11 protein-coding genes are annotated in these 11757 nt (G+C 70.0%); 2 read left to right on the top strand and 9 right to left on the bottom strand.

Annotated elements, in window-relative coordinates; genetic code table 11:
* Positions 1 to 5: 5 nt before the first annotated feature.
* From ACWDSL_RS35495 to ACWDSL_RS35460, 8 genes are read right to left on the bottom strand one after another with little or no spacing between them, the layout of a single operon-like run.
* Entirely contained in the window at positions 6 to 803 is a 798-nt protein-coding gene (locus ACWDSL_RS35495) for an SDR family NAD(P)-dependent oxidoreductase (protein ID WP_398527651.1), read from the bottom strand.
* Positions 804 to 808: 5 nt separating this feature from the next.
* Positions 809 to 2335, bottom strand: a complete 1527-nt coding sequence (locus tag ACWDSL_RS35490) for an aldehyde dehydrogenase family protein (protein ID WP_450492063.1) — start codon at positions 2333 to 2335, stop codon at positions 809 to 811.
* Between the two features lie 2 nt (positions 2336 to 2337).
* Positions 2338 to 3171, bottom strand: coding sequence for an ATP-binding cassette domain-containing protein (locus ACWDSL_RS35485; protein WP_398527649.1), 834 nt, complete (start codon positions 3169 to 3171; stop codon positions 2338 to 2340).
* Entirely contained in the window at positions 3164 to 4216 is a 1053-nt protein-coding gene (locus ACWDSL_RS35480) for an ABC transporter ATP-binding protein (RefSeq protein ID WP_450492062.1), read from the bottom strand. Before ACWDSL_RS35480 ends, ACWDSL_RS35485 begins: the two co-directional genes overlap by 8 nt.
* Positions 4213 to 5106, bottom strand: coding sequence for an ABC transporter permease (locus ACWDSL_RS35475; RefSeq protein WP_450492061.1), 894 nt, complete (start codon positions 5104 to 5106; stop codon positions 4213 to 4215). The genes ACWDSL_RS35480 and ACWDSL_RS35475 overlap by 4 nt, the downstream gene beginning before the upstream one ends.
* Entirely contained in the window at positions 5103 to 6056 is a 954-nt protein-coding gene (locus ACWDSL_RS35470) for an ABC transporter permease (protein ID WP_450492060.1), read from the bottom strand. The genes ACWDSL_RS35475 and ACWDSL_RS35470 overlap by 4 nt, the downstream gene beginning before the upstream one ends.
* Before the next feature lie 31 nt (positions 6057 to 6087).
* Positions 6088 to 7617: an ABC transporter substrate-binding protein gene (locus ACWDSL_RS35465; RefSeq protein ID WP_450492059.1), complete on the bottom strand. Its 1530-nt coding sequence runs from the start codon at positions 7615 to 7617 to the stop codon at positions 6088 to 6090.
* A 5-nt stretch (positions 7618 to 7622) separates the two neighbouring features.
* On the bottom strand, positions 7623 to 8696 hold the full coding sequence (locus ACWDSL_RS35460; protein WP_450492058.1) for an isocitrate/isopropylmalate dehydrogenase family protein: 1074 nt from the start codon (positions 8694 to 8696) through the stop codon (positions 7623 to 7625).
* A 150-nt stretch (positions 8697 to 8846) separates the two neighbouring features.
* Between ACWDSL_RS35460 and ACWDSL_RS35455 the strand changes: the two genes are divergently transcribed.
* Positions 8847 to 10319 carry an amidase gene (locus ACWDSL_RS35455; protein ID WP_450492057.1) on the top strand — a complete coding sequence of 491 codons (1473 nt, stop codon included), beginning with the start codon at positions 8847 to 8849 and terminating at the stop codon, positions 10317 to 10319.
* Complete coding sequence (locus ACWDSL_RS35450) at positions 10316 to 11083, top strand: FadR/GntR family transcriptional regulator (protein ID WP_450492056.1); 768 nt, start codon at positions 10316 to 10318, stop codon at positions 11081 to 11083. The genes ACWDSL_RS35455 and ACWDSL_RS35450 overlap by 4 nt, the downstream gene beginning before the upstream one ends.
* A gap of 19 nt (positions 11084 to 11102) precedes the next feature.
* Here the strand turns inward: ACWDSL_RS35450 and ACWDSL_RS35445 are convergent.
* The coding region (locus ACWDSL_RS35445) for a methylmalonyl-CoA mutase family protein (protein WP_450492055.1) at positions 11103 to 11757 on the bottom strand (655 nt) is incomplete at its 5' end.

Here is an 11757-nt window from a genome sequence, read left to right as displayed (position 1 = left end):
GCCGGTCAGGTGGGCGGTGTGAAGCGGCCGTCGATCGCCGTCCAGCCTCCGTCCACGAAGAGCTGGCTCCCCGTGACGAAGGACGACGCGTCCGACGCCAGGTAGACGACGGCGCCGGCCAGCTCGTCGGGCCGGGACCAGCGGCCCAGGGCGCTCTTGGTCGCGTAGGCCTCCGACCACTCAGGCACGGCCTTGATCTGCGTGGTCAGCGGGGTGTCCACGATGCCCGGGGCGATGGTGTTCACCCGTACGCCAGACGGGCCCAGTTCGGCCGCCGCGGTCCGTACCAGCTGGACCAGGCCCGCCTTCGTGGCCGCGTACACCCCCTGCCCCGGCTCGACGGCCACCGCGCGGATCGAGCTGAAGCCGATGATGCTTCCCCTGCCGCGTTCGGCCATGCCACGGCCGAACGCGCGCACCAGGTCGAAGGACGCGCGCAGATTGAGCGCCACGACCCGCTCGAATTCCTCCGCCGTGTAATCGAGCAGGCGCTTGCGCACGTTCGTCGCGGCGGTGAAAACAAGCACGTCGACGGGGCCGAGCTCCTCGGCGGCGCGCGCCACCGCCTCGCCGTCGAGCACATCGAGGGCGTACGGGACAAGGCCCGGCCCCATCGACGCCGACGCCGTGGCCGCCGTCAGATCACGGTCGGCGCACACCACCGAGGCGCCGTGCGCGGCCAGCGCCAGGGCGCTCTCGCGGCCGATCCCGCTGCCCGCGCCCACCACGACGGCCTTGCGGCCGTCGAGCCTGAACAGGCGGGAGTAGGCGTCCACCGCATCGGTGCGGTCCTTAGCTTGCATGGTCCTCACGGCTTCTGTGTCGTCGGAACTGTCGTCGGTGCTGTCGTCGGGCGGATCACTGCCATACGGGTGACGGTGAGCTCTTCGATGGCGAACCTCGGGCCCTCCCGTCCGGCCCCGGAGTCCTTCACGCCGCCGTACGGCATGACGTCGGAACGGAAACCGGGCACCTCGTTGACCACCACTCCGCCCACCTCCAGGCGGTCGAGAGCGGCGAACGCGGTGTCGAGGGCGCTGGTGTAGACGCTCGCGTGCAGTCCGTAGCGCGAGTCGTTGACCAGGTCGAAGGCAGTCTCCAGATCGGGGACGGACCGTACCGCGACCACGGGGCCGAAGACTTCCTCACCCCAGACCGGGAGGGCGCGGTCCACGTCGAGCAGCACGGTGGGCTCGATCACCCCGTCGATGACCTTGCCCCCGGCCACCAGCGACGCCCCCGCCGCCACCGCTTCGTCCAGCCATACGCGGACCCGCTCGGTCGACCGCTGGTCGATGAGTGCCGAAACCCTCGTGTCCGGATCGCGGGGATCGCCCACGACCACCTGGGCCACCCGCTCCGCCAGGCGGGCGAGGAACTCCTCGCGCACGGCGTCCACCACGATGACCCGCTGCACGCTGATGCACGCCTGGCCCGACGCGTAGTACCCGCCGCGCACCACCGCGTCGGCGGCGGCGTCGAGGTCGGCGTCGGCGGCGACCACCAGGGCGGCGTTGGAGCCGAGTTCGAGCAGCACCTTGGTGGGGGCCGCGTCCCGGGCTATCCGGTGGCCCACGGCGGCGGAGCCGGTGAAGGACACCGCCCCGATCCGGCGGTCGGTGGTCAGCGCCACGCCCACCTCGGGGCCACCGGTCACCAGTTGCACCGCGGCCTGCGGCGCACCGGCGGCGCGCAGGGCCTCGCGGAGGAGGTGCACCAGCCACAGGGTGGCCAGCGGCGTCTGCGGGGCGGGCTTGACGACGACCGGGCAGCCGGCGGCCAGCGACGGCGCGACCTTGTGCGCGGCGAGCAGCAGCGGGTAGTTGAAGCCCGCGATGCCCACCACCACGCCGATCGGCTTACGGGTCCAGAAGCCGAGCAGCCCCTCCCCCGTCGGCAGCAGGTCCAGCGGCACCGTCTCGCCGTGCAGCCGGGCCACTTCCTCGGCCGCCGTCAGCAGGGTCAGCAGGGTGCGGTCCACCTCGACACGGCAGTCGACCAGCGGTTTGCCGGTCTCCAGGACCAGGAGCCGTTCGAAGTCCGCGCGCCTGGAGGTGATCGCCCCGTGCGTGCCGAGCAACGCCGCCCTGCGGGTGTGCGAGGGGAGCCGGCCGACCTGTTCGCGGACCGCGACGGCCGCGTCCACCGCGCGGCGCGCGAGGTCGGTGTCCCCGACCGGGGCCCGTGCGACGAGCGTCCCGTCGTAGGGGAAGCGGACATCCTCCGCGGCGGGTGCCGCCACCCAGTGGTCGCCGATGGGCAACCCCGTCGGGAACTGGTGGAACTCCAACACCTGGTCGCTTTCGCCACCGGCGGGTTCGACGTGGGTAGTCACGGTCAGTACTCCCGGTTGAGGTCGGCCGCCGACACTCCGGACAGTGCCTTGCCCAGAGTCGGTACGGCGGCGATCAGCCTGCGTGTGTAGGAATGCTGCGGATCCTCGTACACCTGCTCCGTGGGCCCGGTCTCCACGATCTGTCCGCCGTTCATGACCGCGACCCGGTCGCACACATGGCGGACCACGGACAGATCGTGGGAGACGAAGACCAGCGTGAGGGACAGCTCCTCGACGAGGTCGGCGATGAGGTTGAGCACTTGGGCCCGTACGGACACATCCAGGGCGCTCACCGGCTCGTCGGCCACGATGATCTTCGGGCGGGGGGCGAGGGCGCGCGCGATCGAGATGCGCTGCCGCTGGCCGCCGGAGAACTGGTGCGGATACCGGTCCGCCGCGTCGGCCCGCAGGCCGACGGCCTCGAGCAACTCGGCCACCCGCTCCCGGCGGTTCGGGTGCCCCTGTGCGACCAGCGGCTCGGCCACGATGTCACCGACACGCATCCGCGGGTCCAGCGAACTCATCGGGTCCTGGAACACGAGTTGCAGCCGTTCGCGGACGAACCCGAGCTGTCTTTCCCTGAGCCCGGTGATGTCGCGGCCGTCGATCGCGACGCTACCGCTGGTGGGGCGGTCGAGCCCGGCCAGAATCCGCAGCAGGGTCGACTTGCCGCACCCCGACTCCCCCACGATGCCGAACCGCTGCCCCTGGGGGACGGTGAAGCTGACACCGCGCAGGGCGTGCACCGGCGGGCTGGGGTGGCGCAGCGAGGTACGAGGGCGGTGGTAGACGCGTGTGATGTCGCGGACGCTGATGGCGGTCGGCTGCTCAGCCACGGCCGGCCTCCTGGTTCATCGGTGTGCCCTTCACCTGTGCGCCACTTTCGGCTGCCGGACTCGTAGCCGCAGTTGCCGGGCTCTCGGATGCCGGGTGGAAGCAGGCGTAGCCGGAGTCCGGCCCGGTCGGGACCCATTCCGGCCTGGTGGCGCACACCTCGGTCGCATGGGCGCATCTGTTTCTGAAGACACATCCGGCGGGGAACTGGCCCGCCGGCGGCACCGATCCGGGGATCGTGGCCAGCCGGCCGCGGTCGTCGACCACGGTCAGATCCGATGCGCCGATCAGGCCCTGGGTGTAGCGGTGCCGAGGGCGGGTGAACACCTCCTGGACCGGTCCGGACTCGACCAGCCGCCCGCCGTACATGACCATGACCCGCTCGCAGGCGGTGGCCACCACGGCCAGGTCGTGGGTGATGAACAGCATGGCCGACCTGCGGTCCTGGACACCTCGCACGATCAGGTCGAGCACCCGCGCCTGCACCGTGACATCGAGCGCGGTGGTGGGTTCGTCGCAGACCAGGAGCGCGGGGTCGTTCGCGAGGGCGATGGCCAGCACCACCCGCTGCCGCTGGCCTCCGGAGAACTGGTGCGGGTAGGCCTGCGCGGCGGCGGCGGGGTCGGGGAGCCCCACCTGGGCCAGCAGTTCCACGGCGGCGGCTCGCGCGGAGGCCCGGTCGGGCCTGGTCCGGTGGATCAGCAGCACCTCGGCGATCTGCCGCCCGACCCGCATCGTGGGGTTCAGAGCGGTCATGGGCTCCTGGAAGACCATGGCGATCTCCTTGCCCCGCACCCGGGACATCCGCGCCTCGTCGGCACCGACCAGGTCGTGGTCGACTCCGGCGAGCCGCACCGAACCCGTGGCCCGGAGCCCTTCGGGGAGCAGGCCCATGACGCTCAGCGCGGTCAGCGACTTGCCCGACCCCGACTCGCCGATCAGGCCGACCCGCTCGCCGGCCCGGATGGTGAAGTCGACATCTTCGACGAGCTTGCGGCCGCCCACCATTACGTCGAGGTTCCGCACGGCCAATACATCCTTGGTCATCGGCGGTCCTCCAGCTTGGGGTCGAAACGGTCGCGCAGGCCGTCACCGAGCAGGTTGAATCCGAGCACCGCCACCGCGATCGCGATGCCCGGGAACACGGCGAGCCGGGGGGCGGACGACAGCATCTCCTGGCTCTCCTGCAGCATCCGGCCCCAGGACGGGGTGGGGGGCGGGGTGCCGAAGCCCAGGAAGGACAGTGCGGCCTCGGCGAGTACGGCGATGGCGAAGCCGACCGACGCCTGCACGATGACGAGACTGCTGACATTGGGCAGAACATGCCGCACGGCGATCGCGAACGGGCCGCGGCCCGCCGCACGCGCGGCGGTGACGTACTCGGTCTTCATGACCTGCAGCGTGCCGCCGCGGATCAGCCGGGCGAAATTGGGGATGGACGCGATGCCGATGGCGACCATCGCGACCAGCGTGCTGGCGCCGTACACGGCGGCGAACATGATGGCCAGCAGGAGCGCCGGGAAGGCGAGCAGCAGGTCGTTGGCGCGCATCAGCAGCTCGCCGAGCCAGCGGGGCGCCATTCCGGCGGCGATGCCGAGGGGCACCCCGACCAGGGCGGCGACCCCCACCGCCACAAAGCCGACGAACAGCGTGGTGCGCGAGCCCACCAGGATCTGGCTGAACACATCACGGCCGAATTTGTCCGTGCCGAACCAGTACTCCAGCGACGGCTTCTCCAGCCGCGCCGAGGCGTTCACCAGGGTCGGGTCGTGCGGCGTCCATACGAAGGACAGCAGCGCCATGCCGAACACGACCGCGACGATGAGACCGCCCACCAGCAGGCTGCCCGTCACCGGGCGGCGCCGACGGCGGACGTCGGGCACAGCGGACGCGGCAGCCTTGATGTCCGGAGCGGACTTGGTGTCCGGAGCGCTCATGACGCACCCGCCCCCCTGAGCCGCGGGTCGATCACCAGATACATGATGTCCACCAGGAAGTTCACCAGCAGCACCGCCATTGCGATGATCATGACCACGTCCTGCACCATGATGAGGTCCCGGTTGGAGACGCTGTCCAGCAGCAGGCTCCCGAGCCCGGGGATGACGAAGACCCGTTCAATGACGACGGCGCCCACCAGCAGCGTGGCGAGATGCAACGCCAGGACGGTGACCACGGGCACCGCCGCGTTCCGCAGGCCGTGCCGCAGCAGCGCCCGCGTCGGGCGGAGTCCCTTGGCACGGGCGGTGCGCAGATAGTCCTCCCGGAGGACATCGAGCACGGCGCTGCGGACATAGCGGGTGAGCATGGCCCCCTGCACCAGTCCGAGGGACAGCGCGGGCAGCACCAGTTGCTTGAGGAACATGACCGGATCCTGCGCCGGGGGTGTCCAGCCGTTCGCCGGCAGCCACCCGAGCCCCACCGCGAACACGGTGACCAGGAGGATGCCCGCGAGGAAGGCCGGGACGGCCACGCCGACCTGGGACAGGGCCGAGAGAATGAGCCCGGACGGCTTGCGGTGCCGCACCGCCATGAGCGTGCCCATGGGGATCGCCAGGATGCAGGCGAGCGTCATCCCGGCGCCGACGAGCCACATGGTGACCTGGAGGCGGTCGGCGATCTGCGGGCCGATCGCCGTCTGTGAGATATAGGAGTTGCCCGGGTCGAAGGTCACCAGTCCCTTGACCCAGCTGAAGTACTGGACCACGAGCGGCCGGTCGAGCCCGAACTGCTCGCGCAGTTGCGCCACCGCCGAGTCCGACGCGCTGACACCGAGGGCGACGCGGGCCGGGTCCCCTGGCAGCACCGCCATGAACGCGAACACCAATACGGAGCTCACGACAAGGCTGGCCAGGAGGATCCCGATCCGCTGCGCCAGACGGACGATCATCGGTTGAGTCCGCCTTTCACGACCTGCCCTTTCACGACCGGCCCAGGCCGGTGAGATCCAGCGACTCGGAGACGTTGTCCACGGGCAGGCCGGTGATGTCCTTGTCCGCCACCATCAGGTTCGGCAGCAGGAACAGCCAGTCGGCCGCGGCGTCCTTGGACAGCAGCCGGGCGGCCGCCCGCATGGCGGTGATCTGCTCCTTCTGGGTGCCCCGGTCCGCCTTCTTCAGCAACGCGCGGAATTCGGGGTTGTCGTAGTGGGTGTAGTAGCTCTTGTCCCCGAACACCGTCTGCATATCGCGGGGTTCCAGGTGACTGATGATGGACATGTCGTAGTCACCGTTCTTGAACACGGTGCTCAGCCAGGCGGCGGGGAACTCCAGCTGATCGAGCTTGACCTTGAACCCGGCCTGTTCGAGCTGGCTCTTGACCACGGTGCCGCACGCGGTGGCATAGGGCAGCGTCGGAATCCGCAGCCGCAGCGTACTGCCGGCCTCACCGGACTCCTTGAGGAGCTTCTTCGCCTTGTCGCGGTCGTACGGATACTGGTTCGAGAGGTCCTGGTACCACGGGTCGGTCGGCGGGACCATGCTGCCGATGAGCTTGCCGCGCCCCGCCCAGCAGGTGTCCAGCAGGGCCTTGTGGTCGATGGCGTAACGGACTGCCTGGCGGGCCTTCAGATTCTTCAGCGGGCCCGAGCCGTTGTTGAAGGAGAGGAGCACCTCGCCGTTGGTCGTGCCCTCGATGACCTTGTACGTCGAGTTGTTCGCGAACCGGTCCAGGGAATCCGGGGTCTGCATCGTGCCGATCACGTTGATGGTGCCCGTGAGCAGCGCGTTGTTCATGGCCGTCGGGTCCTTGAAGTACTTGAGGGTGACCGACGCGAAATGCGGTTCGCTCCCCCAGTAGCCATCACGGCGGGCCAGTGTGATCGAGTCGCCGCGGGTCCACTTCTTGACCTCGTACGGGCCGGTGCCCACCGGCGCGGTGGCCAGCTTGCTCACGCCGGTCCGGCTGAACATCACGCCGACGCGGGTGGTCATCCGGTACAGCCAGTCGTTGCTCGGCTCCTTCAGGGTGACCTTGAGTTCGGTCGGTGACACCGCCTGCACCGTGTCGACGACGTCCATCTGGGCCTTCTGCGCGATCGTCCAGTCGGACTTGACGCGTTCGATGGAGAACTTCGCGTCCTCGGCGGTGAACGGTGCGCCACTGCTGAACTTGGCGTCCTTCACCAACTGGAACGTGTACGTCTTACGGTCCTTGGACAGGCTCCACGACTTGGCCAGTTGGGGCTGGATCTTCCCCGACTGGTCCACCTTCACCAGGTTCTCGTAGACGTTGTAGAGCAGCGCCTGAGGAATGGCGGCACCCGCGGTCTTGGTGATGTCGAGGTTGGCCGGCTCGGCGTTGAGGCCGATCTTCAGGGCGTCGTCGGTCTTCCCGGACCTGCCGCCGCCTCCGTCCGTCGTGGACCCTGCCGAGCAGGCTGCCAGCAGTAGGGATGCGAGCGTGGCCGCGACCACCCCGGTGTGTCGCGTCAGCTGCTTGTTGTCTCTCATAGGTGCTACCCCTGGCTTTCCATGGTGTGCAGGACGGCGGATGACACATCCGCTGTGGTGGCGTTTCCGCCGAGGTCGGCCGTGCGGTGCCGGGCATCTCGCAAGGTGCCCGCCACCGCGTCACGGATGCGGCGAGCCGCGCCGGTGTGTCCCAGGTCGTCGAGCAGCAGCGCCCCGGAGAGCATGCATGCCACCGGATTCGCCACGCCCTTCCCGGCGATGTCGGGTGCGGAGCCGTGGACGGGTTCGTAGACACCCGGCACATCGGCGCCCGGAAGGACGTTGGCGCTGGGCGCCATGCCCATACCACCGGCGAGCACCGCGGCGAGGTCGGACAGGATGTCGCCGAACAGGTTGCTGGTGAGCAGGACGTCGAGGGAGCGCGGAGCCTGGATCATACGGGCGGCCATGGCGTCGACCAACACGGTTTCCAGCCGGACCGCCGGGTACTGCTCGCCGACCTCGCGCACCACCCGGTCCCACAGCGGATAGCCGTAGCGCATCGCGTTGGACTTGGTCACCAGACACAGCCGCCCCGACCGCCGGCCGGCCAGGGCGAAGGCATGGTGCGCCGCCCGCTCGATGACGCGACGGGAGTGCACTGCGATCTCGATGCCGAGATCGTGTCCGCTGCCGGCGTGCGCCACCCCGCCGGCGCCGACATACTCGCCCTCGGTGTTCTCGCGGACGATCACCAGGTCCACGCCATCGGTGTCGCGCACCTTGGTGGGGACGCCGGGGAACGCGCGCACCGGGCGGATGTTCACCGCGAGGTCGAGCTGCTGCCGCAGGCCGATGATCAGGCCCCAGACCAGTTCGTGATCGGGCACATCGGGGCGTCCGACGGCGCCGAACAGCACGGCGTCCGTCTGCTTGACGAGGTCGGCCGCATCGGCCGGCATCGCCGCGCCCTGCCGGAGGAACCGCTCGCCTCCCCAGTCGAACGAGGTCACGTCGAGCCGGTGGCCGTCGGCCTCCAGCGCGGCCCGGAGCACGGGCACCGTTGCCGCGACGACCTCGGGGCCGATTCCGTCACCCGGTATGACGGCGAGCCGCACGACCTTGGTCTCCCTCGTCATCAACGCCACCTTCCCCTCTCACTGGCCTGACCAGTAAGCTCACTTGCCAGGTACCGTGACGACTGAGGCTGTACTTGTCAAGGGTTCGTATGCGACGGGTATCGCGAGGGGGCACCGCCCAGCGGCAGCTGGGGGATAGGGAGAGTGCAAGTGCTCACCGAACAGGGCCTGGCCGCCATGCCGGCCGTCGAGATGGTGGCCGGATTCGCCGACCGCACGCTGTCGCCCGTGGAGGTCCACGACGCCGTCCAGGCGGTGATCGAGGCGCGCGAGAGTGTGCTCAACGCGTTCTGGGTGCGGGATCCGGACGACTCCCGCAAAGCGGCCCTGGCCAGCGAGGCGCGCTGGGCGGCGGGTGAACCGCTCGGGCCCATCGACGGCGTGCCCGTGACGCTGAAGGAGAACGTCGCCCGCAGAGGCGTCCCCATGCCCTCGGGCAACGCGGGGACCGAGCCGGTCGTCCCCGAGACGGACGCGCCCATCACCGCCCGGGTCGTCGAATCCGGTGGGGTGGTCCTCGGGTCGACCGTGATGCCGGACTGGGGCATGCTCTCCTCGGGAGTCTCCAGCCGGCACGGCATCACCCGCAGCCCCTGGAACCCCGCCTGGACCACGGGCGGTTCCAGCTCCGGCGCGGGGGCCGCGGCCGCCGGGGGCTACGGTCCGCTCCACGTCGGCACCGACATCGGGGGGTCGATCCGGCTGCCGGGCACCTGGCTGGGGCTCGCCACGCTCAAGCCCAGCTACGGGAGGATCCCGCTGGACGCTCCGTACCTGGGGCGCGCCGCCGGCCCCATGGCGCGCACCGTGGCGGACGCGGCCCTGTTCATGAGTGTCCTGAGCCGGCCGGATCCCCGGGACTGGTCGAGTCTGCCGCCGCAGGACATCGACTGGTCGGCGCCGGCCGGCGAGGTGCGCGGACTGCGGGTGGGGGTGCATCTGGACGCCGGCTGCGGGGAGCCCTGCGACACCGAGATCCGTGACGCGGTGAACCGCGCCGCCGCGCTCTTCGAGGCGGCGGGAGCCGTCGTGGAGCCGGTGGAACCGTTCATGGGCCAGGACCTCCTCGACGATCTGGATCTGTTCTGGCGGGTGCGCTCCTGGAACGACTTCCGCGCACTGCCGGCAGACGCCAAGCTGCGCGTCCACCCCAGCATCATCCGCTGGGTCCAGGGGGGCGCGGATGTGCCGGGCACCCGGGTGCTCCAGTGCTACCAGCAGATCATGCGCATCCAGGAGCGGACCGTGGCGGCGACGCTCCCGTACGATCTGGTGCTTTCGCCGGTGGCGCCGGTGGCGGCGTTCCCCGCCGAGCAGCCGATGCCGTTCCTGGAAGACGCGAAGACCATGGCCCACATCGGCTTCACCGCGCCGTACAACATGTCCGGCCAGCCCGCGGCGACCGTCAACTGCGGTCTGACGGCGGACGGTCGGCCCATCGGCGTGCAGCTCGCGGGCCGCCGCTTCGACGATCTCGGTGTCCTGCGGGCGGCGGCGTGGTACGAACGGAACCGGCCTGCCGAGGCGGTCCCGCACTGGCCGGACAGCGCCCCCGGGGCGCCCACCGGCGAGAAGGCGCCTACCGGGGAAAACACGACAACGCTCGAAGGGGAGACGCCGTGAGTGACGGGGCACAGTTCCAGCAGGTCGCGCCGGTACGGCTCTACCAGCGGATCGTCGAGCAGATCGAGCAGGCGATCACGCGCGGGGACCTCAAGCCCGGTCAGCGCCTGCCGAGCGAACGAGAGCTGGTGACGCAGTTCGGGGCGAGCCGGCCCACCGTACGCGAGGCTCTGCGCGTACTGGAGAGCAACGGCCTGATCCGCTCGCGCCCGGGTGACCCGAACGGCCCGGAGATCCTGCCGTTCTCCTCGGCGGGCCTGACCAAGGAGATGACCCGGCTCGTCCAGTTCGACAATGTGTCGATGGCCGAGTTGATCTCGTTCCGCATGATCCTCGACGGCTCGGCGAGCATGCTGGCGGCCCGGCTGCGGTCCGAGGAGGAGCTGTCCGCCATGGAGCGGACGATCGCCGTCATGTCGGACGCGATCGAGAGGGGGTACGACGAGTTCAGCAAGGCGGACGTCGCGTTCCATGAGGCGGTGGCCGTGGCCAGCCGCAACTCCCTCATCGAGGTCTGCAACCAGGTGGTCCGGGGCGCCGTCCTCTCGCTGATCTCGGACAAGGTCGCCCATGCGGACAACCGCAAGGCGCTCATGCGCGAATCGCTCCAGCACCACCAGGAGGTGCTGGAGGCGATCCGGGCACGGGACGGCGCGGCGGCGGCGCGCATCTCGCGGCGCAAACTCCTCGACTACTACGCCGGCTACGTCCCCGAGAGCGAGCAGGGGCCGCTGCTCGCCCTCGTGGACGGCGAGGAGGCCTGAACCTCCACCGTGACCGTGGTCAGACGTTGCGCCGGTACTGGCCGCCGACCTCGAAGAACGCCTCGGTGATCTGCTGGAGCGAGCAGACCCGGGCGGCGTCCATGAGGACGGCGAAGACGTTGCGGCCGCTCACCGCCGCGTCCTTGAGGGCCACCAGGGCGGCGTGGGCCTGGTCGCGGTGGCGGGCCTGGAAGTCGCCCACGCGCTCCAGCTGGGACTCCTTCTCCTTCTCGGTGGCGCGCGCCAGCTCGATGGTGCCGGGCTCGGCGGTGTCCGCATGCGGATTGCGGAACGTGTTGACTCCGATGATCGGCAGGGTGCCGTCGTGTTTGCGCTGCTCGTACAGCATCGACTCGTCCTGGATCCGGCCGCGCTGGTAGCCGGTCTCCATGGCGCCGAGCACACCGCCGCGCTCGCTGATCCGCTCGAACTCGGCGAGCACGGCGGCCTCGACCAGGTCGGTGAGTTCATCGATGATGAACGAGCCCTGCAAGGGGTTCTCGTTCATCGCCAGGCCCCATTCCCGGTTGATGATCAGCTGGATGGCCAGGGCCCGGCGGACCGACTCCTCGGTGGGGGTGGTCACCGCCTCGTCATAGGCGTTGGTGTGCAGGCTGTTGCAGTTGTCGTAGATGGCGATGAGCGCCTGCAGGGTGGTGCGGATGTCGTTGAAG

The organism is Streptomyces sp. NPDC000941, from assembly GCF_053599555.1.
Note: the sequence above shows the minus strand (reverse complement) of the source record. Positions and strands in the feature narration are given on the sequence as shown.

What these genes read in the sequence shown, in the direction of transcription:
- ACWDSL_RS35495 (WP_398527651.1), bottom strand. Translation starts at nt 803, where the DNA reads ATGCAAGCTAAGGACCGCACCGATGCGGTGGACGCCTACTCCCGCCTG.
- ACWDSL_RS35480 (WP_450492062.1), bottom strand. Translation starts at nt 4,216, where the DNA reads ATGACCAAGGATGTATTGGCCGTGCGGAACCTCGACGTAATGGTGGGC.
- ACWDSL_RS35475 (WP_450492061.1), bottom strand. Translation starts at nt 5,106, where the DNA reads ATGAGCGCTCCGGACACCAAGTCCGCTCCGGACATCAAGGCTGCCGCG.
- ACWDSL_RS35470 (WP_450492060.1), bottom strand. Translation starts at nt 6,056, where the DNA reads ATGATCGTCCGTCTGGCGCAGCGGATCGGGATCCTCCTGGCCAGCCTT.
- ACWDSL_RS35465 (WP_450492059.1), bottom strand. Translation starts at nt 7,617, where the DNA reads ATGAGAGACAACAAGCAGCTGACGCGACACACCGGGGTGGTCGCGGCC.
- ACWDSL_RS35460 (WP_450492058.1), bottom strand. Translation starts at nt 8,696, where the DNA reads ATGACGAGGGAGACCAAGGTCGTGCGGCTCGCCGTCATACCGGGTGAC.